This window comes from Thermosynechococcus sp. HY213, assembly GCF_031460975.1.
Lineage (GTDB): Bacteria > Cyanobacteriota > Cyanobacteriia > Thermosynechococcales > Thermosynechococcaceae > Thermosynechococcus.
The window spans coordinates 238,732-259,556 of sequence record NZ_JAVKVB010000016.1; the positions used below are offsets into that span (position 1 = coordinate 238,732).

22 protein-coding genes, 1 tRNA gene, 2 pseudogenes and 1 CRISPR repeat array are annotated in these 20,825 nt (G+C 53.7%); of the genes and pseudogenes, 10 read left to right on the forward strand and 15 right to left on the reverse strand.

From position 1 onward, the window contains the following. Window positions 1-39 precede the first annotated feature (39 nt). Together cas3 and cas5c are read left to right on the forward strand one after the other, a co-directional pair. Window positions 40-2,259 carry a CRISPR-associated helicase Cas3' gene (gene cas3, locus RHK62_RS10765; protein WP_310453707.1) on the forward strand — a complete coding sequence of 740 codons (2,220 nt, stop codon included), beginning with the start codon at window positions 40-42 and terminating at the stop codon, window positions 2,257-2,259. An 89-nt stretch (window positions 2,260-2,348) separates the two neighbouring features. Then, a pseudogene (cas5c, locus tag RHK62_RS13130) lies at window positions 2,349-2,990 on the forward strand (type I-C CRISPR-associated protein Cas5c); the annotation flags it as partial. A gap of 17 nt (window positions 2,991-3,007) precedes the next feature. Further along, a CRISPR array of direct repeats spans window positions 3,008-3,260; the repeat unit is 38 nt; unit sequence AGTTGCGATCGCCCTTCGGGGCGATCGAGGATTGAAAC. Here the strand turns inward: cas5c and RHK62_RS13135 are convergent. From RHK62_RS13135 to rsmH, 7 genes and pseudogenes are all read right to left on the reverse strand, one after another. After that, window positions 3,261-3,458, reverse strand: a pseudogene (locus RHK62_RS13135) (hypothetical protein); the annotation flags it as partial. Continuing rightward, window positions 3,446-3,748: a hypothetical protein gene (locus tag RHK62_RS10770; protein ID WP_206199900.1), complete on the reverse strand. Its 303-nt coding sequence runs from the start codon at window positions 3,746-3,748 to the stop codon at window positions 3,446-3,448. The pseudogene RHK62_RS13135 and the gene RHK62_RS10770, both read right to left, overlap by 13 nt. A 176-nt stretch (window positions 3,749-3,924) precedes the next feature. Further along, window positions 3,925-3,997, reverse strand: a tRNA-Ala gene (locus RHK62_RS10775). 10 nt (window positions 3,998-4,007) lie between these two features. After that, entirely contained in the window at window positions 4,008-4,559 is a 552-nt protein-coding gene (gene psbP / locus RHK62_RS10780) for a photosystem II reaction center PsbP (protein ID WP_310453708.1), read from the reverse strand. 24 nt (window positions 4,560-4,583) lie between these two features. Beyond that, on the reverse strand, window positions 4,584-6,350 hold the full coding sequence (locus tag RHK62_RS10785; RefSeq protein WP_302678125.1) for a penicillin-binding protein 2: 1,767 nt from the start codon (window positions 6,348-6,350) through the stop codon (window positions 4,584-4,586). 9 nt (window positions 6,351-6,359) lie between these two features. Further along, window positions 6,360-6,800 carry a hypothetical protein gene (locus RHK62_RS10790; protein WP_302678126.1) on the reverse strand — a complete coding sequence of 147 codons (441 nt, stop codon included), beginning with the start codon at window positions 6,798-6,800 and terminating at the stop codon, window positions 6,360-6,362. Between the two features lie 88 nt (window positions 6,801-6,888). After that, window positions 6,889-7,761, reverse strand: coding sequence for a 16S rRNA (cytosine(1402)-N(4))-methyltransferase RsmH (rsmH, locus tag RHK62_RS10795; protein WP_310453709.1), 873 nt, complete (start codon window positions 7,759-7,761; stop codon window positions 6,889-6,891). A gap of 59 nt (window positions 7,762-7,820) precedes the next feature. On the opposite strand from rsmH, the gene RHK62_RS10800 reads away from it, so the two are divergent. The 5 genes from RHK62_RS10800 to RHK62_RS10820 are packed head-to-tail and all read left to right on the forward strand — an operon-like array spanning window position 7,821 to window position 11,088. Next, on the forward strand, window positions 7,821-8,366 hold the full coding sequence (locus tag RHK62_RS10800; RefSeq protein ID WP_149818787.1) for an Npun_F5560 family protein: 546 nt from the start codon (window positions 7,821-7,823) through the stop codon (window positions 8,364-8,366). 18 nt (window positions 8,367-8,384) lie between these two features. Next, the gene (locus RHK62_RS10805; protein ID WP_310453710.1) at window positions 8,385-8,696 is read left to right on the forward strand and encodes a nucleotidyltransferase domain-containing protein; all 312 of its coding nucleotides are present in this window, start codon (window positions 8,385-8,387) and stop codon (window positions 8,694-8,696) included. Beyond that, window positions 8,672-9,073 carry an HI0074 family nucleotidyltransferase substrate-binding subunit gene (locus RHK62_RS10810; RefSeq protein ID WP_399378110.1) on the forward strand — a complete coding sequence of 134 codons (402 nt, stop codon included), beginning with the start codon at window positions 8,672-8,674 and terminating at the stop codon, window positions 9,071-9,073. Before RHK62_RS10805 ends, RHK62_RS10810 begins: the two co-directional genes overlap by 25 nt. Beyond that, the gene (locus RHK62_RS10815; RefSeq protein WP_206199907.1) at window positions 9,070-9,702 is read left to right on the forward strand and encodes a hypothetical protein; all 633 of its coding nucleotides are present in this window, start codon (window positions 9,070-9,072) and stop codon (window positions 9,700-9,702) included. The genes RHK62_RS10810 and RHK62_RS10815 overlap by 4 nt, the downstream gene beginning before the upstream one ends. A 27-nt stretch (window positions 9,703-9,729) precedes the next feature. Then, window positions 9,730-11,088: an OB-fold nucleic acid binding domain-containing protein gene (locus RHK62_RS10820; RefSeq protein ID WP_302678130.1), complete on the forward strand. Its 1,359-nt coding sequence runs from the start codon at window positions 9,730-9,732 to the stop codon at window positions 11,086-11,088. On the opposite strand, the gene RHK62_RS10825 is transcribed toward RHK62_RS10820, so the two are convergent. Then, entirely contained in the window at window positions 11,085-12,335 is a 1,251-nt protein-coding gene (locus RHK62_RS10825; protein WP_302678131.1) for a SufS family cysteine desulfurase, read from the reverse strand. The genes RHK62_RS10820 and RHK62_RS10825 overlap by 4 nt on opposite strands. A gap of 317 nt (window positions 12,336-12,652) precedes the next feature. Between RHK62_RS10825 and RHK62_RS10830 the strand changes: the two genes are divergently transcribed. Then, window positions 12,653-13,891: a DUF4912 domain-containing protein gene (locus RHK62_RS10830; RefSeq protein WP_206199910.1), complete on the forward strand. Its 1,239-nt coding sequence runs from the start codon at window positions 12,653-12,655 to the stop codon at window positions 13,889-13,891. Window positions 13,892-13,948: 57 nt separating this feature from the next. Here the strand turns inward: RHK62_RS10830 and RHK62_RS10835 are convergent, their stop codons facing one another. Together RHK62_RS10835 and RHK62_RS10840 are read right to left on the reverse strand one after the other, a co-directional pair. Continuing rightward, a complete protein-coding gene (locus tag RHK62_RS10835; RefSeq protein ID WP_206199911.1) occupies window positions 13,949-14,824 on the reverse strand; it encodes an alpha/beta fold hydrolase in 876 nt (291 codons plus the stop codon). 84 nt (window positions 14,825-14,908) lie between these two features. Then, window positions 14,909-15,229 carry a DUF1815 family protein gene (locus RHK62_RS10840; RefSeq protein ID WP_149818796.1) on the reverse strand — a complete coding sequence of 107 codons (321 nt, stop codon included), beginning with the start codon at window positions 15,227-15,229 and terminating at the stop codon, window positions 14,909-14,911. Between the two features lie 371 nt (window positions 15,230-15,600). Between RHK62_RS10840 and RHK62_RS10845 the strand changes: the two genes are divergently transcribed. Beyond that, the gene (locus RHK62_RS10845; RefSeq protein ID WP_206199912.1) at window positions 15,601-16,044 is read left to right on the forward strand and encodes an NUDIX hydrolase; all 444 of its coding nucleotides are present in this window, start codon (window positions 15,601-15,603) and stop codon (window positions 16,042-16,044) included. Here RHK62_RS10845 and RHK62_RS10850 read toward each other — a convergent pair. The 5 genes from RHK62_RS10850 to RHK62_RS10870 form a co-directional block, all read right to left on the reverse strand. Next, window positions 16,041-16,757 (reverse strand): metal ABC transporter ATP-binding protein, encoded by a 717-nt coding sequence (locus tag RHK62_RS10850; protein ID WP_206199913.1) that lies wholly within the window; start codon window positions 16,755-16,757, stop codon window positions 16,041-16,043. The genes RHK62_RS10845 and RHK62_RS10850 overlap by 4 nt on opposite strands. Then, complete coding sequence (locus RHK62_RS10855; protein ID WP_310438167.1) at window positions 16,754-17,827, reverse strand: metal ABC transporter substrate-binding protein; 1,074 nt, start codon at window positions 17,825-17,827, stop codon at window positions 16,754-16,756. The genes RHK62_RS10850 and RHK62_RS10855 overlap by 4 nt, the downstream gene beginning before the upstream one ends. 122 nt (window positions 17,828-17,949) lie before the next feature. Next, complete coding sequence (gene rpsR, locus RHK62_RS10860) at window positions 17,950-18,165, reverse strand: 30S ribosomal protein S18 (protein ID WP_011057896.1); 216 nt, start codon at window positions 18,163-18,165, stop codon at window positions 17,950-17,952. A 13-nt stretch (window positions 18,166-18,178) separates the two neighbouring features. Next, the gene (rpmG, locus tag RHK62_RS10865; protein WP_149818803.1) at window positions 18,179-18,373 is read right to left on the reverse strand and encodes a 50S ribosomal protein L33; all 195 of its coding nucleotides are present in this window, start codon (window positions 18,371-18,373) and stop codon (window positions 18,179-18,181) included. 35 nt (window positions 18,374-18,408) lie between these two features. Then, window positions 18,409-18,945 (reverse strand): RDD family protein, encoded by a 537-nt coding sequence (locus RHK62_RS10870; RefSeq protein ID WP_302676047.1) that lies wholly within the window; start codon window positions 18,943-18,945, stop codon window positions 18,409-18,411. Window positions 18,946-19,035: 90 nt separating this feature from the next. On the opposite strand from RHK62_RS10870, the gene RHK62_RS10875 reads away from it, so the two are divergent. After that, window positions 19,036-20,796, forward strand: a complete 1,761-nt coding sequence (locus RHK62_RS10875) for an NFACT family protein (protein ID WP_302678132.1) — start codon at window positions 19,036-19,038, stop codon at window positions 20,794-20,796. Window positions 20,797-20,825 lie beyond the last annotated feature (29 nt).

Consider the following 20,825-nt stretch of genomic DNA (forward strand, 5'->3'; position numbering starts at 1 on the left):
ATGTGAAGTATATAAGCTGAGAAAGAATTATGTGAAATGATGTCAAATTACTATGCTCATACTCCAAACCAAGATGGTCAATGGCATTCCCTGTCAGCGCATCTTTCTAAAGTGGCTGGTAGAGCGTCGAAGCTGGCTGGAAAGTTAGGTACACCTCAACTGGGCAACTATGGTGGCCTTTGGCACGACTTAGGCAAATACAACCCTGATTTTCAGGCTTATCTCCAAGCCTGTGCCCAAAATCAAGCTGTTAAAGAGAAAGTCCCTCACGCTAAGTATGGTGCGCTCCTCGCTTTTCAGAAGTGTCAGCCTCTTGCACCAATGATCTATGGCCACCACAGCGGCCTGCCTAATATGGCAGATTTGCAGAATCGGTTGGCGGAGGTTGATCGGGTAACCTACGAGCATATTAAAGGCCTAGCCAAGGCGGATGGGATTGATTTAGACCCGTCAGCAGATTTTCAAAAAGAGTTAACTTCCATTGCTAGCCCTGAGCTAGACATTGCAACTTGTAAATTAAATACTGAACTGTTCCTGCGCTTGCTGTTTTCCTGCTTAGTGGATGCGGACTACCTTGATACGGAATCCCATTTTGATCCAACCGCCGCAGCCCAACGGGGACAGTACCCCTGCCTACAACAGCTATGGTCAGCGTTTGCAGCGAATCAGACTCAATTGATGGCCAATAGCCTAAACACCCCTGTTAATACGGTTCGTAAGGATGTTTATCAGCATTGCTTGACCGCAGCCAAGGAGCCGCAGGGAGTCTTTCGCTTGGCAGTCCCCACTGGCGGTGGTAAAACCCGCAGCAGTCTAGCCTTTGCCCTTCAGCATGCTTTAATACATGGGTTAGATCGCGTCATTGTTGCGGTGCCCTACACCAGCATTATTGAGCAAACAGTCGCCGTCTATCGGGAAATTCTGGGTGAAGACACTGTTCTGGAGCACCACAGCGCAGTGCAAACAGATTTTCAGAATGAAGATGATGCGCGATCGCTCCAAGCCTGTGCCCGCCTAGCAGCTCAAAACTGGGATGCACCGCTGATTGTCACCACGACGGTGCAACTATTTGAAAGCCTATTTGCCAATCGCCCCAGCCGTTGCCGCAAACTTCACAACATTGTCAACAGTGTAATTATTTTAGATGAGGTACAGACCCTGCCGCTGAAACTGTTAGCTCCTATTCTGAGTGTTCTGAAGACACTAGTAGCGCGGTATCGAGTCACGGTTGTGCTCTGTACGGCAACGCAGCCCGCCTTAGCTGGAACAACGCCCTACCTAGAGGGATTTGACAATGTCAGGGATATCATTCCGCCTGAAGAAGCTCAACAACAATTCTGCACCCTGAAGCGGGTCAATTATGAGCAGCTGCCAATCCTGTGGTCATGGCAAGACCTTGTGGCGGATTTGAAGCAGCAACATCAAGCCCTCGTCGTGGTGAATACCCGCAAAGATGCGCTTGCTATTCTGGATGCCTTGGGTGAGGAGGAGCGCGATCGCCAGTTTCATCTTTCAACATTGCTCTACGGTGCCCATCGGCAAGCCGTCCTACAGGAGGTGCGCGATCGCCTGCGAAACAATCAACCCTGCTGGCTTATTTCTACTCAAGTGGTCGAAGCGGGTGTAGATTTAGATTTTCCGGTCGTTTATCGTGCCATGGGGCCACTGGATCGCATTGTGCAGGCGGCAGGTCGCTGTAACCGTGAAGGGCAACGTTCATCCTTGGGACGGGTCGTGATTTTTGACCCCCAAGAGGGTCGCACGCCTCAAGGGGAGTATTGCACCGCTGTTGAAACTACTCGCACTTTACTCAGGCAAGCCATGGTTGACCTAAATGACCCTACAGTTTTTCAGAGGTATTTCCAGCAGCTTTACCAAGTTCATGATCTTGATACCGAAAAAATTCAGCAGTATCGTCAGGCATTCAACTTTCCCGAAGTTGCGCAACGCTTTCGTCTCATCGAGGATCACACGTATCCAGTTGTCATTGTGCCCGATCAAGCAAAAAATAAAGATGAACACAATCAAGTAAAACAGTTAATTCGCCGTATTCAGCAACGCGGCTTAAGGGCAAAAGAAATCCGCGCATTGCAGCCTTACCTTGTCAACCTACGCACCAAGGAATTTCATGACACTGAGCACCTGCGGGAACTGATTGCTGCTGGCCTCTGGGCTTGGCAGGGTGACTATGACCCTCTCAAAGGGATTGCGATCGCAACAAGCCCCATCGTCGCAGATCCCAGCGATCTTATTTTTTAGGTCAGTCAGAGTTAAACTAGAGGAACGGCATCATCGGCTTTCCTAAGCCAATCAAAAGTAAGCTGGCGATAACAATTAAAATCAAATCAATGCTCAGTGTTAAAGTTTGGGGGGATTATGCTTGCTTCACCAATCCTGCCTTTAAGGTGGAGCGGGTGAGCTATCCAGTGATGACACCTAGTGCCGCGCGGGGGGTGTTGGAGGCGATTTTTTGGAAACCTGAGTTTATTTGGCAAGTGGAAGAAATTCACGTTCTGAAGCCGATTCGTCATTTTTCAATTACCCGCAATGAGGTCAACTCTCTGCAAAGCGATCGCGCCGCCCGTCAAGAGAGCTACCGCTATTTTGCTGATGAAGATCGTGCCCAGCGCCATACCCTAGCACTGCGGGATGTGGCCTATGTGATCAAGGCTCAGATTGTTCTACGTCCCCATGTCAATGCTGACATTGCCAAGTACTGTGAGCAGTTTCGCCGTCGGGTCAGGAAGGGGCAATGCCACCACCAGCCTTACCTAGGTACTCGTGAATTTAGTGCCTTCTTTGAGGAACCTACGCCAGCGGATCAGCCGATTGCCCACAGTGATGATTTGGGGTGGATGTTGCTGGATGTCGTCTATGAGCAGGATACCAAGGTAAAGACCCTCAGCTACTGGCGCCACGATGGCAATGGCGCCCATTTAACTACTGGGAAAGCAGAGCCAAAGTTTTTCCATGCGCGATTGATTAATGGTGTCTCAAGGGTGTCCCAAGTTGCGATCGCCCTTCGGGGCGATCGAGGATTGAAACCCCTTATTTGGCGGCACAAACGGAGGTAAAGGCAGTTGCGATCGCCCTTCGGGGCGATCGAGGATTGAAACCCCTTATTTGGCGGCACAAACGGAGGTAAAGGCAGTTGCGATCGCCCTTCGGGGCGATCGAGGATTGAAACAATGAATTACAAATAGTTGACCAATCTAGCGCTAAAGTTGCGATCGCCCTTCGGGGCGATCGAGGATTGAAACGACACTCACAGCATCAAAGCGATCGTCCCCGGGACGATATGACAGGATTTCTAAACCAATTGGCTCCCCAGTCACCCCATCCTTGAACAAAATCACCCCATCTCCAAGTTCTGTCGCAACTTGGTTTCTTCGTGGAACTTGCCAGAATACACTTAACAGCTCTGTTTCTGGCTCATAAAATACTCTTATTTGAGCCACACTCTCTCCCCTTCTTTAATGGCATCAGTTTGATAAGCAGTGATTAAAAAACCATCTCCATTTAAGCGTCGTGCCACTGCAACAACCCAACGTTTTTCTCGCTGTACCCGATAAAACAATAATACTCCTGAATCTCGGCTACTGCGACGAACCTCATCTGGTGTAGAAAGAGCTAACCGCACACAATCTTCCAACTCCTCAATATCAGGGTGCTTGATGAGCAGCCGTTGCCAATACTCCTCAGAGGTTCTAACCGTAAATCCAAGCGGTGTAGAAATTTCAAATTTCATGAAGCTACTGTGGTAGCAAGGGGTGTCTATCGGAGTTGCGATCCCCCTTCGAGGCGATCGAGGATTGAAACTATTCAATACGAATGACTTGCCCCATTGAATGGGGTTGCGATCGTCCTTCGGGGCGATCAAAGATTGAAACGAGGCAATCGAGGATTGAAAAGGGGGCAAAAATATGGAGAGTAGGGAACTCGAATCCCTGACCTTCGCGGTGCGATCGCGACGCTCTACCAACTGAGCTAACTCCCCAGTTCTTTCTTTAATATACGGTAAACGAGGACACGATGGTCTTAAATTGGTCTTCTACCTTTGGCCATCGCTCCTCTGGAGCTGAGACACTTAGAGTATAGACCTTGCCTCGGCTCACAGCAATACTCGACAAATTGTGTCGCTGCTGAGCATTGTCCCCATCCCCCGGCAGAGTGACGGCATACTCCAGAATGTAATAAGTTTTGTCATCTGCCTTTTGGGAGGTCGCGGAGATCAGGGCAGAACTGCGCCCGCTTTCAGTTGGGGCAATGATATTTCGCAGCAGGCGATCGCCCACCTCCTCAGGGGATCCCAATTCCTCAAGAGACTTTGTGCTGGAAACCGTATTCACAACCACACTGACGTTTTCTGTCGTCTCGATAATGTCGTGAAAGACCACATCCACGGGGTCATCCACCTGTACTTGTACCCAACCGCGGGGGTAGAGAAACTCATAGCCATCGTAGCTATCCACATAGGCCTGTAGCCCACTGGTGGCCGAACACCCCCCCAGCAACATCACAAGAATCGCCAACGCTGTGGCAAAAAACCGTTGAATCATACCGTCCTTTTGCGCTGTTCTCCCCTATTGTGACACTGAAGCTGGCGTAGCGGGGCGTCGCAATTCCTCTGGATGTGAGGGGGGAATGCCCTCAATCGTAATCAGGGACTCCGTTACCGCTCGCACAATCGGAATCGCCACCGTTGAACCGTAGGCATCATCCCCCTTGGGTTCATCCACTACCGCCAAAATCACATACTGCGGCTGATCAAGGGGAAAAATAGCCGCAAAGCTCGTGATGCGCAGATTGCTGTAGGTACCGCCAATTGCTTTTTGTGCTGTGCCGGTTTTACCCCCCAAGCGGTAGCCGAGAATATGGGCGGGTTTCCCTGTACCGAAGCGCACCACTTCTCCCAGCATTCTGACCACTGCTTGACTGGTGCGCTGCGAGAAGACCCGTCGAGGGGGGCGTTGCTCAAGGCGTTTTTGCAGTTGGCCATTTTCATCGTAGAGGCCATCAATGACATGGGGAGTGACCATCTCTCCCCCGTTGGCGATCGCCCCCAATAGTTGAGCCAAATGCAGCGGCGTCAGGGAAAAGCCTTGGCCAAAGGCCGTTGTTGCCGGTTCAATGGGGTAGTTAATAAATTGCTCCGGGGGCTTTAACTGGGCGGCGGTTTCAAAGGGGAGATCACTGCCCACCTTCTCGGTCAGCCCCAAGCGATGCAGATAGCGATAGTAGTGGCGGGCGGGAATGCGGTTCATCATGTGCACCATGGCCACATTGCTGGAGTAGGCGAGAATTTGGGCAATATTGAGGGCACCGCGGCCGCCGCGTTGGCTAAAATCACTGTTTTGAATTGGCCAGCCCCCCACCGTAATCCGCCCCTCATCGGGCAGCACTGTATCGGGAGTAATGGCATTGAGTTCAAGGGCGATCGCGGTGTTGATCGGCTTAAAGGTTGATCCCGGCTCATAGAGATCCGAGACCGCCCAGTTACGAAAAAGGGCTGGATCAGCGCGGTAGTAATGATTAGGATCGTAGGAAGGCTCTGAGACCAGTGCCCGCAGTGCACCAGTTTTCACTTCTAGGACAATGACCGTGCCCCGCTTAGCGTTGAATTTGCGTAACTGCTGTTGCAGGGCTTGGCGTGCTGTTTGTTGCAAACGAGTATCAATTGTGAGGCGCACATGGTACCCCTGACTCAAAGCACGCGGATCCGCAGGGGCAAGGGCAGGTAACCATTGACCCAAAGCATTGGTTGATAGGAGCTGGCGGTTATGGGAAACCTGTAAAAACTGGTTTTGGCTAAACTCAATCCCCGCTTGACCTTGATGGTCACGATCCACATAGCCGACAACGCCCGCCATGAGTTCCTGCTGCGGATAAATGCGCTGCCACGCTTGGTTGAGTTCTAGCCCATCGTAGTTCAAAGCGCGAATTTTAGCAGCAGTTTCCTCATCAATGTCGTAGGCAATGGGTACCCCCGTTGGGTAGGTACTGAACTTGGCCAACAGTTGCTCTGGAGATTGCTTGAGTAAAGGGGCCAGATCGCGGGCGATCGCCCGCCGCTCCACTTTGAACTGAATTGGATGGGCAAAGAGGGTAAACACAGGCCGATCGAGGGCAACAACCGTCTCTCGGCGATCGGTAATTGGGTAGCGTGCCAAGGTTGGCGGAGTATAGCGCCGTTGTTGTTGCTGTGCCCGTGCCGCTAAGGTTTTCCCCTGAACCACTTGCAAATAAACTAGGCGAGCAACCACACCCCCCATCACCATCAGCAAAAAGCCAAAGATCAAGCCAACTCGCAAGGGTGGCAGGGATTGGTTTTGGGGGCGGGCCGTTGTCATGGATAGCGATCAGTAATTGACAGTGCGCTGCGGTGGTGGTGTCACGGGGGGGCGTTCAAAATGAGTTTTGGCAGCAATCTTGCCCTCATTGGGCACAAAAAGAATGTGTTGCGGCGTTTGGGGCACGAGACCTTGGGGCGCGCGTTGGACTTGCTGCGTCACCCGATAGCGGAGGGTTTCATTGCTGACGAGTAGCTCCCGCTCCTGCCGTTTGAGGGTTTCTAAGCGGTCATAGGCTTGACTCCACTGCTGCTCAGAGAGGGCTGACCAACCATAGAGAGGCAGTACAGCCACAAGGGCACCGGTGGCTGCCACCCCAGAAACCCATTGAATCCCCAGCAAAGTTTTTTGCCACAGGGGCATTTGCGGCTTGGGGAGAGGCCGAATTTCCGTCAGTGTTGGCGACGATTGGGGAATAAATCGGGATTTGAATTTAGGGGCAGCAACCATAGACTCCAGCACTCCTCAGCAATTTATTACCCTAAAAGATTATGACGCACTGTAAAGATACCCATAAATAAACCATCATTCGGGCAATTCATGCAAAAGTACGCGCTGCAATTCGTAGCTTTGCCGATCGCGATCGCGGGTTGAGAGCAACTTCCGCTGCATCCGCCACAATCGGTTTACGAGTCACAACTGCCAAGAGGGGATTGCCACGCCACGCCTGCTTCACCCGCCGATCTTCCAAGCTATGGAAGCTAATGACGGCAATGCGCCCTGCGGGCTTTAACCAGTGGGGCGATCGCGCCAAAAATTGGTCGAGCACCGCTAGCTCTTGGTTCACATAGATCCGCAAGGCCTGAAAAACCCGTGTGGCTGGATGAATGCGTTGCCGCGGAGAAGCTTTGAGGCAGTGGGCAACCAACTGCGCCAGTTCTTGGGTGGTGGCAAGGGGACGACGGGCAACAATGTGGCGAGCAATGCGGCGGGCAAAGCGTTCTTCGCCATATTCGTAGAAAATATCCGCCAGTTCTCGCTCGCTGTAGTGATTAATCACCGTTGCCGCTGTCAAAGGGTTAGCGGGATTCATGCGCATATCGAGGGGGGCATCAAAGCGAAAACTAAAGCCCCGCTCTGGACGATCCAACTGGGCGGAACTCACTCCTAAATCTGCGAGAATGCCATCAAACATCGGCTCAGCCACAGGCAGATCAGCAAAGTTGCCGTGCCAAAACTGGACGCGATCGCCAAAGGGGGCGAGGAATTCCTGAGCCGCCGCTAGAGCCATCGGGTCTTGATCGATCGCCAGCACCCGACAGGTAGGTTCACTCCGCAATAGCAGTGCCGTGTGGCCGCCACCTCCCACCGTTGCATCCAAATAGAGTCCCCCGGCCTTGGGTTGCAATGCCTCCAGAACTGCGCTTGCCAGTACCGGTTGATGGTAGGTGGAAAATTCCAAATCTTGCATGAGCGGATCAGAACCAGCGTAAAATTTGCCACAGCACAGTCCCTTGGAGAGCAGCCGCCGTGAACGATACTTCCCTCAACTTAGCCGATGAACTGCTGATACGGGATCAACTCGTGCAGCAACTCTCAGAGGAACTCTATCAACTCATGGTGCAGCATCCTGAGTTATTTGTGCGCTTTTACCAAGCCCGCAAGACCGAGGCAGCCAATGCCGCAGCCCTGAAGTTGCTGCAAGCCCAAGTGCAACAGGTGGAAGCACAAATTGCTGCCTATCAAGAACAGATCCTTGCCTACCAGCAGCAGAGCCAAAGTCGTGAAGCGGAAATGAATGAATTGAAAGCTCAAGTCATTGAATTGAGCGATCGCAATGAGATGCTAGAGCGCGTCATCCAGGAAATGCCCGAAGTCTATCGGCAAAAATTTAGTGAGCGGCTGAGTCAAGTGAAACTCAAAATTGAAAGCCTCGAAAAAGAAAACGCACAACTGCGTGCCGAACTGCGGAATCTGCAAACCCTCTTGGCCGCTCAAGCCCGCCAGCAACAACAGCAGGGATTCCCCTCATTGCAACCTGCGCGCGTTGGCTTGATTCCCAGCTTTAATACCTAGGTGGACAGGAATCAAAGCGTGACCCCTGCCAACGAAGATCTGCGGGAACTCAAAAAAATACTAGAAGACTTTTTTACAGGGTTTGCCGTCAAGGTCTATCTATTCGGCTCGGCTGCCCGTGGTACTCTCCGCCAAAGCTCTGACTTAGATGTCGGGATTTTGCCCCTTGCACCACTGCCCGTGGGGCTGTTGAGTGAGTTGCGGGAGCACCTAGAGATGTCCAATTTGATCTATCCAGTCGATGTCGTGGATTTATCAGAAGTGTCCGCCGACTTTCGATCGCGAGTGATTGCAGAGGGAATTGAGTGGATCGGCTCAGGGAACGATTAGTGGTTGCCCAAAGAGCGCTAGCTGCTTTGCAAGAATTGCCCTTGGGTAAGCGCACAGATACGATTATTCGTGATGCTGCAATTCAGCGATTTGAATACACCCTAGAAGCCATCTGGAAAGCAGCACAACTATATCTACGGGAACGCGAAGGATTAGACATCGCCTCACCGAAGGGCGTGATCCGTGCTTGCTTGGCTGTTGGCCTACTTACTCCAGAGGAAGGCCGTTTAGCGCTAAAAATGGTGGATGATCGCAACTTAACCGTCCACACCTACAATGAGACCTTGGCAGATGCAATTTTCTCGCGGTTAGCACAGCACGCCATGCTCATGGATCGCTGGTTAGCTGCCCTCGCAGCAGGAGGATTAGAGGATTGAAAATACGGATTTGGTGTGCGGCACAGCCAAGGGAAGCCGAACTGTCTGCGGATCAAGTCGCGACCCAAGTGGTACCCCTGCTGCAACAGTGCCAAGACAGTGCCGAGATTGCCATCTGTCCTCTCGATGCCCCGATCGCGATCGCTCCCCAACCGCAGGTGCTAGACTATAGCCTCACCCATTGGGCATCATCCGAGCTTTGGCAGCAGTGTCAAGCGTTGCGTGCCTTGGTTACCCAGTGGGGGATACGAACCAGCACAGGGGGTCTCTATCAGTTGCCACTAGCGCAAACGGCAAAGGGGACGCTCTTTGGCGAAATCATTGGCTGCCTTGAAGGGACATGGCAGTTACCTATCCATGCCAGCGATCGCCAGCGACAAACCCTCTATGCCCTCGGACGGCGACTCCTAGATCACTTACAGGCACCGGTAGGCTGCTATTTTCTGCAATTTGGCTGGCAGGGGGAAGTGATCTTTGAGCGACTGTGGCCTTTTCCAACCGTGGCGGCCCTAGCCAGTATTGGTGTGCAAACGCCTGATTGGTTCACAGCTCACTACCAGTGTTTAAGCGCCATGCCCCTGCGGGATCTGCGGATTCCCGCTCGCGAGACAGTGCGGCGATTAGAATAGAGAGCGCAGCGTTTGGAAAGGTGAAGCGTGAAGATTGTCCGCCGGCGGCTAGTGGGTTGGCAAGCGGTCTATGACATTGGTTTAGCTGGGGATCACAATTTTCTCTTGGCCAATGGAGCGATCGCCGCCAATTGCTTTAACAAGTCCCACTCCACGGCCTACGGCTATGTGACCTATCAAACCGCCTTTCTCAAGGCCAACTTTCCCGTCGAGTACATGGCCGCCTTGCTCACGGCGAATAGTGGCGACCAAGACAAGGTACAGCGCTATATTGCCACCTGCCTCAGCATGGGGATTGAGGTTCTTCCCCCCGATGTGAATCGCTCGGATATTGACTTTACGCCCGTGGGGGACAAAATTCTTTTTGGTCTGTCGGCCGTACGCAATGTTGGTCAGGGAGTGATTGAGGCCATTTTGCAGGCACGGGCAGAGGGGGGTGCCTTTCAAAGTTTGGCGGATTTTTGCGAACGGGTTCCGCGTGCGGGGGGCGATAGTCGCATTCTCAACCGTCGTGCCCTTGAATCCCTGATTGCCTGTGGTGCCATGGATAGTCTGCATCCGCAGCGCAACCGCAACCAACTGATGCAGGATCTCCCCCTCGTGCTGGAGTGGGCACAGGCGCGCGCCAAGGATCGGGCGGTGGGGCAAGTCAACCTCTTTGATATGTTGGCGGGTGGCTCCAGCAATGAATCCGGCGGTAGCTATGACCCAGCCCCCAGTGCGCCCCCAGTGGACGACCTACCGGATGCCGAAAAGCTCCGCCAAGAAAAAGACCTACTGGGATTTTATGTGTCGAACCATCCCCTCAAGGATATTCATCGGCCAGCGGCCATGATTGCCCCTATTAGCTTGGCGGATCTCGAGCAGTACACAGGTCAAGGGATAGTGAGTGTCATTGCCCTGCTGACAGGACTCAAGCCCATTACCACTAAGCGCGGCGAGCGGATGGCCATTGTGCAGTTGGAAGACCTCACGGGTCAAGCGGAAGCTGTCGTCTTTCCCAAAGCCTACGAGCGCATTCATGGGCAGTTACAGCTTGATCATCGGCTACTGCTGTGGGGCACCCTAGAGATGCGCGACGATCGCCCCCAACTCCTGATTGAAGATGCCGAACCCCTTGAAGCGGTGAAGCTGGTGCTTGTGGATTTGCCTGTTGAGCAAGCGGGGGACATTCAAGCCCAAAGTCGCCTCTCGGAAGTGCTCAAACAACAGGTGGGCGACATGCCCAAGGTGCCGGTAGTGGTCAAAGTGACCGATGGCTACCATGCCCAGTACGTACGCCTAGGACCACAGTTTCGCGTTGAAGATGCCGATCGCGCCCGCCATGCCCTTGCTAGTGCCGGTTTTCAGGCTGAAGCGAGTGAACTGTTGAGTCTCAAGCTCTAGGCAAAGACATCCCTGAAGAAGGCAATGGCTTCCCCAAGGGCAGCAATAAACTGATCAATTTCAGCGCGGGTGTTGTAGAAATAGAGGCTGGCCCGTGCCGTGGACTGAACCCCTAAATGGCGGTGCAAAGGCTGTGTGCAGTGGTGTCCTGCGCGGATGGCAATCCCCGACTGATCAAGGATGGTCGAGAGATCGTGGGGATGCACCTCACCAACGGTAAAGCTGGCCAAGGCAGCGCGATCGCCGGACTTCGGGCCATAGATCGTCACATCGGCCAGTTCTTGGAGACGTTCAAAGAGATAAGCCGTCAGTTCCTGTTCGTAGGCATGAATGCGCTCCATCCCCCACTGGCTCAGATAATCCACCGCTGCCCCAAGGGCGATCGCCTCCGCAATCGCTGGCGTTCCCGCCTCAAACTTATGGGGAATATCGGCATAGGTGGCATGGTCGAGAAAGACATCGGCAATCATTTCGCCACCGCCCAAGAAGGGGGGCATTTGCCGCAGGAGTTCCGCGCGTCCCCAGAGGAAACCAATGCCCGTGGGTGCACACATTTTATGACCGGAGGCCACCAGCCAATCGCAGCCCAACTGCTGCACATCAACGGGCACATGAGGCACACTTTGGCAGGCATCCACCAGTACCCGCGCCCCCTTGGCATGGGCAAGACGCACAATCTCGGGAATCGGGTTCAGGCACCCCAGCGTGTTGGATACATGGGCAACGGCCACCAATCGCGTGCGATCGCTCAAAAGACTTGCGTAGTGGTCAAGATCAAACGTTTGCTCTGGAGTGAGTTGCACAAACTTGAGGCGAGCACCGGTTTTCTGCGCCACAAACTGCCACGGAATCAAATTACTGTGGTGCTCCATCACCGTCAGGATTATTTCATCCCCTGCCTGCAGCGTATTCATGCCCCAGCTATAGGCCACGAGGTTAATCGCCTCACTGGCATTGCGGGTATAGATAATCTCCTCGGCATGGGGGGCATTAACAAAACGCGCCACTTTTTCCCGTGCCCCTTCGTAGGCCGTGGTGGCCTCAGCACTCAGGGTATGTACGCCCCGATGGACGTTGGAGTTGTAGCGACGATAGTAGTCCTCAAGGGTATTGAGAACTGCCAAGGGCTTTTGGGAGGTGGCCGCATTGTCAAAGTAAATCAAGGGGCGATCGTGCACCTGTCGCGCCAAAATCGGAAAGTCAGCACGGCAAAGGTCAGCGAGGGAGCGGCTCGGGGCGATCGTCATAGTGGTTGTGGTGGCATCAGTAACATTCAGGAATTTCCTTGCAAGTCCCCACAGCATTTGCAGGGATACATTTCTCACTATACTCCCTTCCCCCTCGCAGAAGGTGGTTTGAGGCTGAACAGGAATAGCAAACCGCTATCTTGATCCCCGTGCAGAATAAATGTTATGAAATCCTGACATTTGATCCCTGCAAAAGAGTAAACTGCGTATAAATTCCTAGAAGTGTGCCCGAATTCCCTTGACGCCCCAAGACTTTTTTGCCAAAGATCAAGGGCAAAGGATAGCTCTGTCTATCAACCCACGATAAGGAGGCACCCATGCCGAAAGATCGCCCCCCTTTAGAAGAAATGACCTTGCGGCAGTTGCGGCGCATTGCCAGTGAACTGCAAGTGTCCCGTTATAGCCGTATGCGCAAAGATCAACTCCTCGCTGCCATCCGTGAAAAGCAGGCGCAAGCCAACGGATCCACCACTACCATTTCTGTCCAACCTGTCCCCTCTAATCTGGAGTCGCAAGAAAAAGTGGAAGCAGCAAAATTTGACCTCGGTCCTGCTCAAGAGGATGTTCTCTTGGCCTCTGTAGATGAAGGTCTTGGGGATTTGCCGGGGGGCTATGGTGAAAGCCGCATTGTCCTCATGCCCCGGGATCCGCAGTGGGCCTACGCCTATTGGGATGTGCCCAACGAGCACCGCGAAGAATTGCGGCGGCAAGGGGGTCAGCAACTGGCTCTCCGGCTCTACGATGCCACGAATATCAACCTCGATAGCCAAATTCCCCACAGTGTTCAGGAGTACCCCTGCGATGAGTTGGCGCGGGAGTGGTATCTGCCCATCCCCGTGAGCGATCGCGACTATGTGGTGGAAATTGGCTACCGCTGTGCCGATGGCCGCTGGTTGGTTCTAGCCCGTTCTGCCCCTGTGCATATTCCCCCCACCTACCCCTCAGATTGGGTCTGGGATCAATTCATTACGGTGGATTGGGATATGGATCTGCGGGGCAAAACCCTCTTTGATCTGGGGGCACCCTTGGCGGGCACTGCCGAACCCCATCCCATTTACGAAGGCATCTTTGCCATGGCCGAAGGAGCCGAAGCGCAGCGGGTGGCAGGTTCTCTCTTTGGTTCCATGCACCAAGTCCCCGGCTCCATCTCCCAGTTGCCCGAAATGGCCATCAGTTCCTACGTCTTCCCCTCTGGGGTTGGCCTATGGGCTGTGCCGACGGTGTCGGGTCTGACGATGTCGGGCGTTGGCTTCTCAGCTTCGGCGGCTCCCATTCGTCCCCGCAAATTCTGGTTGGTGGCGGATGCTGAACTCATTGTCTATGGGGCTACGGAGCCAGATGCCACCGTCACCATTGGTGGGCGCCCGATCAAACTCAATCCCGATGGTACATTCCGCTTCCAAATGTCCTTCCAAGATGGCCTCATTGACTTCCCGATCTTGGCAGTGGCGGCAGATGGGGAACAAAACCGCGCCATTCACATGAAGTTCACCCGCGAAACCCCCGAACGTCGCACCAATCCCAAGGAAGAAGCAGTGCTGGAGTGGCTGGCCTAAGCGAGTTAGTTGGCTCAATCCATGCCTTTCCCTCTGCCGAATGGTGGGGGGATTTTTTTAGGCACGCAAAAAGGCAAGCAGTTCACGATTGACTAGCCCCGGCACTTCCTGTTGTGCCCAATGGCCACAGTCGGGCAGATATTTCAGCCGCCACGGTGCATGGATCCACGCTTCGATACCGTTGGCAAGGCTGGGTTGGGCGAGGGGATCATCGGCGCCCCAGAGAATCAGGGTGGGGCTGGTAATGGCTTCCGTGTGCTGTTGCAGTAGGTGCCACCACTGTTGGGGTGAAAAAAGATGGCGATAACTTTTGAGCACCGCAGCGATCGCCCCCGCTTTTTCGAGAGCCGCTTGATAGAGTTGCACGGTTTCTGCCGAGAAGGCAGCCTTGCGGATGGAGTAGCGTTGAAAGAGATCCTGCAAAAAACTCCGCAGATTATGCCCTAGCCAGTATTCCGCCAAGCCGGGGATGTGGCAAGCCAACAGTGGCCAGTTGCGCCAAAAATGCTCTACCTGTTGCCAGAGTTCCAGTCCCACACGGTAGGGGTGGGGGGTATTCAAGACGGCTAAATGCTGCACCCTCTGCGGAAAACGTGCCGCCACATGCCAAGCAATCAGGCCACCGCAATCATGGCCGACAATGTGGGCGCGTTCATAGCCCAGTTCTTGGATCAGCGCCGTGACATCTTGGCTGAGGGTATCGAGATCATAGCCGTGGGCAGGCTTCTCGGAGTCATTGTAGCCCCGTAGATCTGGCACTACAACCTTGAAATGACGAGCCAGTACGGGAATTTGAAATCGCCAAGAGTACCAAAACTCTGGAAAGCCATGCAACAGAATCACAAGATCACCGCTGCCTTGGGTGACATAGTGCAGGCGTACTTGGTTAACGCTGAGGTACTGGTGTTGCCAACTAAGGGACGCTTCAGTCATTGAGGGTGGGGATCAAAGTAGAAGGAAAGTCCAGCTACTTTTAAGCTAGCACCGACAAAAGATCGAGGGATAGCCCCGACAGGATTAAACCGCAGTGGGGATACGGACTTCCTTGAGGAGATTGGCCAGTTCTTGCAGTTGATTGATCGCCTCTGCCCCTTCGAGTTTCATGAGTTCGCGGTCATCGCGCATTTCAGTCCAAGTGATCCCATAGTCAGAGACCAAAAAGCGAATCAGGTGGTTGTCGGCCAAGCTGACCATGAAAGAGGCACTGTTGAGTTCACCGCCACAGGTGTAGCAGGAGGCCATGTAGCCTCGGTTTTCTAGGGCAATTGCCAGAGCTTGCAGGTTCAACACTAAATCGCGAATAAACTGGCGGTGTTGTTCGGCTAAACGGTAAAACATAGGACGATGCACTCCAAGCAATGAACAAAGTTATAGCACAGCTGCTAGGGAAATATTAAGACAATCTTAAGAAAGGGCAAGGCCGTACCAACGTTGTTAAATTCCTGCAGCCATTTGTAAAATTTGATAGAAAAATAAGGGAAGCTCAAATTTGTTATCGAAACCATCCTATGAAAGAGGAGACTTAACAGCTGCCCGCTGGGGATAGCCCTCCAAAGCGCGACGTTTACCTCTGGCTACCCTTTGCTCAACGTTTTAGCGGTTGTTGATTTGTTCTTGCTACTATACTCTTCATTTTAGCTTTAATCTACTTTAGGATTGGCTTTACGTTTCTAGGGTAGAGTAGCCCTAACGACATATCTTGCAAGACAATGCCAGCAACCACGATTGTTCCCGTTGCCCTTGCGGTTCTTTACCAAGGCGATCGCGTCCTTATGCAGCTGCGCGATGACAGTCCCCATATTTTGTATGCCGGCCACTGGGGACTTTTTGGCGGTCATCTTGAACCCGAAGAAGCACCGCTCGCGGGCGTCCAGCGGGAAGTCTATGAGGAGATTGGCTACTGCCCACCTCACCTCACCTTTTTTGGAGAGTACGGCGATCCCCAAGTACATCGCTATATTTTCACAGGCCCTTTGACGTGTGCACTGGAAAACTTGGTACTCAACGAAGGACAGGGCATGGACTTGGTACCCTACGATTCGGTGGTGGCTGGGGTTCACTATGCCCAAACCCTCGGCGAAGATCGCCCCTTAGGCGCCATCCACCAGCGCATTCTGCTGGATTTCTTTGCTAGGAGAGAATCCCCCGTTTAAGCAGCAAACTGTTGCAGCACCCGTTCGGGGGTTCCCAGTCCTTGGACAGAGCGATCGAGATACAGCACCTGATCACAGGTTGCCCTTACCCGCTCCAAGTGATGGGAAATTTGTAAAATTGCCCAGCCCTCACTCACCTTGAGGGTCTCCAGTAGGTCATAAAATTGTTGCTCACCTCGGAGATCTAAGCCAGCGGGAGCTTCATCCAAAATCAGGAGACGACGGGGTTGCACCAAGCAATAGGCCAAGAGGGCGCGCTTTGTTTCGCCCCCGGAAAGGGAACTCATGGGTTGTGTCGCAAGATGCTCGAGGTGCAGGCGTTGGAGACTTTCCAAGATGGCGCGATCGCGCTGTTGTCGATGCTGCCAAGGCCACTGCCACGTAGGTTGCCCCCAGCCCAAACCCACAAATTCAGCCACGGTGATCGGAATGCGTGGATCGCACTGAAAATTTTGCGGCAAGTAGGCTACCTGTTGGCGGACATAGGGGAGCGTGCGGCGATAGCCCATACCATAGCCCAAGAGGGTCACCCGTCCCTGCTGGTAGGGAATAATGCCCAAAATGGCTTGAATCAGGCTACTTTTGCCCGCCCCATTGGGACCAATAATGGCCATATTCGTATCGGCGGCGAGGGTAAAGGAGACATTTTCCACCACCCAGCGATCGCCCCGCCGCACCGAGAGGTTTTCCACCTCTAGCAGGTATTCGTTCACAGTGCTGCCCCTAACGGTCTATTCACCTGCATCCACCATGTCCCTACCACCGCGATCGCATCGGGACGACGATAGGCTTGCTGTTGCGCCCCAAAAGCCTCAGCCAGATTGCGAATGTTTTGCTCCATTCTTTGCAGGAAGTAGGTCGGCGTGAGATCAGCGGCAGTGGGAGCACGCTCTAGGGGATCAAACACACTCACTTTTACGCCCAAATCCTGCGCTAAACTTTCAAAGACCTGTTCTTGCCCCGGTTCCGTCAGGAGCGTTTTCAGATCACTTTGTTGCACCGCCTGCATCACCCGCTGCACATCCGCAGGTGAGGGGTTAACCGACGGAATGCCCACGAGATAGATCGCTTTCAGGTTATAACTCTCGGCAAAGTAGGGTGCGACATCGTGATAAACCACAAATGTTTTGCCCGCAAAGGGAGTAAGTTTTTCCCGGGCGAGGGCATCTAGGGCTTCTAACTCTCGAATAAAGGCAGTGCTATTTTGCGCGTAGATGGCAGCCCCTTCGGGATCCACAGCAATCAGACCATCGCGAATGTTTTTCACTTGCTGCATGGCACGCTGGGGATCTAGCCAAATGTGGGGATTGAATTCACCGTGGCTGTGACCGTGGTCATCATGAGCGTGGTCGTGGTGGTGATCGTGGTGGTGCTCGTGATTATCCTTTTCGCTGGCAAGGGTGGCCACCCCCGCGCTGGTATCAATGATCTTGAGATTGGGATTGGCGGCGTTTTCAATCAGTTTGTCTAAAAAGGTTTCCATCTCAAGGCCATTTTTGACCAAAACCCTTGCTGTGGCCAGCAGCCGCACATCCTCAGGCCGCGCTTGAAAGTCATGGGGGTCAATATTGGCCGGCAAGAGTTGCTCAACAGTGGCGCGATCGCCTGCGACCGCTTTTGTAAAGGCAGTGATGGGTAAGAAAGTCGTCACAATGGTGAATTGGGCTTCTGCCTGTGAGGTCTCTTGCTCCTGTGGCGACTGGGCTTGGGGGGCACAACTGCCCAAAAATACCCCCAGAGTTACCAGCAGCCCCCAGCGTTTAAGGTGAGCTTGGATAGCCATAGAGAAATAGATGAATGATAACCATTCTCATATTTGCACACTTAGGCAGGGAGAGCAAGCAAAAATAAAGGGGCAAGTCTAAACCTCCCCCTTCGCAAAAACCAATTAGCGATCGCGAGTTTTTAGCCTTCGAGATTCAAGAACGGCAAGAGTGCCATGATCCGTGCCCGCTTAATCGCCACTGCCAGTTGTCGCTGTTGCTTGGCCGTGAGACCGGTCACCCGCCGCGGCAAGATTTTCCCCCGTTCAGTGATAAAGCGCCGTAGTAAATCAACATCCTTGTAATCAATGGGCTGTCCAGGGGGAATGGGAGAAATGCGTCGCCGATAAAATGCCATAGCTGTCCTCTAATTACTTGATTTCTTTGTGAATGGTGTGCTTGTTGCAGTGGGGGCAAAATTTCTTCAGTTCTAACCGCCCTGTGGTGGTGCGACGATTTTTGGTGGTGGTGTAGCGAGATACGCCAGGCGATCGCTTGGCCGGATTAGTGCGACACTCTGTGCACTCTAGGGTGATAATGATTCTGGCGCCTTTTGCTTTAGCCATGGTCTTGCCTATCTATCCAGTGAGCCGATCTCTAATTATGGCAGATCTTTGCGGATTTTGCTCACCAATTCAATGAGCTTGCGATCAAGGGCAAAGCCCCGCCGACAGCGATATACCTTTGTGCCGCCAAGGCGATCGTGGAGCGTGCGGTGCTCTTCATCAATCCACGCCAAGCTACAGTCAACGGCCAAGGGCAGTGCCAAAATAATCAGCGCCATACTCGGGCCATAGGACTCCAAGCCTGCCAATGTCAACAGCGCCCCGACACCAATCACCAGTTCTCGCTTGCTGAGGGAAAGGAGATCCGGTGTCCGCTGCCGCTGATCCAACAGGCGCACATTCATTAGCCAATGGCCGGGGCTTTGACCCTTATTGCGGTTCACCATCGCCACCCGCAGCAACCACCAAACGATGGCAAAAACAAACAGTTGCCCCCACTGAATGGCTGCCCCCGGCGTGATACCGACAACACTCGTCAACCAGATGAGGATAAAGTCAATGCTGGTGGCGATCGCCCGTCGCCAAGGCTGAGCCAGTGGTAAGGGGGGTGGATATTGACGGGAAAGTGCCATAGCAAACACGCGGTGGCAAAAGGCCAGAGAGTGGCTAGACTAGTATAGCTTGAGGCCGATTCCCTCAAAAAATTCTGCGGAGTTTGGACGGTGCAACCCGTTGATTTGACCACCCTGCGTGCTGTTTGTGCCGATCTCCAACATTGGCTACCGGCACGGCTCGAAACGGTTTACCAGCGCGATCGCCACACGATTGCCTTGGCGCTGCGCACGCTGAAAAAACAGGATTGGCTGACCCTCAGTTGGCATCCCCAAGCGGCACGCATTGCCTTTGAACCACCGCCCCCCCGCCAACCCGACACCTTTACTTTTAGTCAGCAACTCCATGCCCAACTCAATCGCCTTGCCCTTGTGCGGGTGGGGTTAGTCAACCCTTGGGAGCGCGTCTTGGTCTTGGAATTTGCCCCTCGTCCGCAGGCAGCAACGCAGTGGCGTCTCTATGCCGAGATCATGGGCAAGTACAGCAACGTGATTCTGGTTAACGCTGCCGGGGAAATTGTTACTGCTGCCCACCAAGTCAATGCCCAACAGTCCCGCTTGCGCCCAATTCTGACCGGTCAACCCTATGTGCCCCCACCCCCCCTAACGGCCGCGTTGCCCAGTTGCGAGATTCCCTTTGAGCAGTGGCAACAACAGGTAAGCGTGATTCCCGGACTGCTGCGGCAGCAACTTCTGAAGGCCTATCGGGGACTGAGTCCAGCCTTGGTACAGCAACTACTGGCGGATGCCGCATTGTCCCTAGAAAGTCACACCACAGAGCTAACCGCTGAAGAATGGCGACGGCTATTTGACCATTGGCAGCACTGGCTGGCGTGTTTAGAGAGCGGGCATTTTGTCCCCCAATTGACATCAACGGGCTATCGCGTCATTCCCCCTCTTGGGACTCAGAGCCAGCCAACGGCCACTATCCATGAGCTGCTTGCCACCTACTACCAAGACCAACTGCGGCAACAGCAAACGCAGCAACTCCGTCAACAGTTGCACCAGAGCCTACAGGCACAGCGGCAAAAACTGATCGCCAAAATTGAGGGCTTTCGGGAACGCTTAGCGGCGGCGGCTGGGGGCGATCGCCAGCGGTATTTGGCCGACCTACTGATGGCCCATGCTCACCTGTGGCAACCGGGGATGACGAAACTGATCGTGACGGACTTTGCCACCCAAGAACCCCTTGCCATTTCCCTCTCGCCAGAGAAGAGTGCCATCCAAACGGCGCAGGAGCTGTACAAACAACAGCAGAAACTCAAACGTGCCCAGCAGCACATTACGCCGCTCCTCACCGCTGCTGAAGAGGAACTCGCCTATCTCGATCAGGTGGCGGCCACCCTCGCCACAGCCACATCCTTAGATGTCCTTGAGGAGATTCGCGCTGAATTGATTCAACAGGGATACCTGACGGCGCCCGATTACTATCGTCCCCCTACCACGCCCAGTCCCTACCTACGCTATACGACACCAAGTGGCTTCACGGTTCTCGTGGGGCGCAACAACCGCCAGAATGACGATCTTACGTTTCGCGTTGCCAGTCCCTACGATTGGTGGTTTCACACCCAAGAGATTCCAGGAAGCCACGTGATTCTCCGCCTCGCAGCGGGGGAGGTGCCCAGTGAGAAAGATATTCAATACGTGGCGAATTTGGCGGCCTACCATAGTCAAGCCCGTGCCAGTGCCCAAGTACCCGTGGTCTATACTCGCCGCAAGTATGTGCAAAAACCGAAGGGCGCTCCACCGGGGATGGTGATCTATGATCAGGCGACAGTGGTGTGGGGGTGCCCTCTGAGTGTCAGTGATGGCTCTTCCGATCTGTCCCAAGGGGGTGCTGGCGGCGATCGCCACGGGATCATGGCAGAATAGAACCGTGTTTTTTACGACACCATTGACTG

Coding starts and splice junctions, on each gene's coding strand:
- RHK62_RS10845 (WP_206199912.1), top strand. CDS start 15,601: ATGCCAGCAACCACGATTGTTCCCGTTGCCCTTGCGGTTCTTTACCAA.
- RHK62_RS10825 (WP_302678131.1), bottom strand. CDS start 12,335: ATGACGATCGCCCCGAGCCGCTCCCTCGCTGACCTTTGCCGTGCTGAC.
- cas3 (WP_310453707.1), top strand. CDS start 40: ATGTCAAATTACTATGCTCATACTCCAAACCAAGATGGTCAATGGCAT.
- psbP (WP_310453708.1), bottom strand. CDS start 4,559: ATGATTCAACGGTTTTTTGCCACAGCGTTGGCGATTCTTGTGATGTTG.
- RHK62_RS10830 (WP_206199910.1), top strand. CDS start 12,653: ATGCCGAAAGATCGCCCCCCTTTAGAAGAAATGACCTTGCGGCAGTTG.
- rsmH (WP_310453709.1), bottom strand. CDS start 7,761: ATGCAAGATTTGGAATTTTCCACCTACCATCAACCGGTACTGGCAAGC.
- RHK62_RS10785 (WP_302678125.1), bottom strand. CDS start 6,350: ATGACAACGGCCCGCCCCCAAAACCAATCCCTGCCACCCTTGCGAGTT.
- RHK62_RS10870 (WP_302676047.1), bottom strand. CDS start 18,945: ATGGCACTTTCCCGTCAATATCCACCCCCCTTACCACTGGCTCAGCCT.
- RHK62_RS10770 (WP_206199900.1), bottom strand. CDS start 3,748: ATGAAATTTGAAATTTCTACACCGCTTGGATTTACGGTTAGAACCTCT.
- rpsR (WP_011057896.1), bottom strand. CDS start 18,165: ATGGCATTTTATCGGCGACGCATTTCTCCCATTCCCCCTGGACAGCCC.
- RHK62_RS10840 (WP_149818796.1), bottom strand. CDS start 15,229: ATGTTTTACCGTTTAGCCGAACAACACCGCCAGTTTATTCGCGATTTA.
- RHK62_RS10790 (WP_302678126.1), bottom strand. CDS start 6,800: ATGGTTGCTGCCCCTAAATTCAAATCCCGATTTATTCCCCAATCGTCG.
- RHK62_RS10835 (WP_206199911.1), bottom strand. CDS start 14,824: ATGACTGAAGCGTCCCTTAGTTGGCAACACCAGTACCTCAGCGTTAAC.
- rpmG (WP_149818803.1), bottom strand. CDS start 18,373: ATGGCTAAAGCAAAAGGCGCCAGAATCATTATCACCCTAGAGTGCACA.
- RHK62_RS10855 (WP_310438167.1), bottom strand. CDS start 17,827: ATGGCTATCCAAGCTCACCTTAAACGCTGGGGGCTGCTGGTAACTCTG.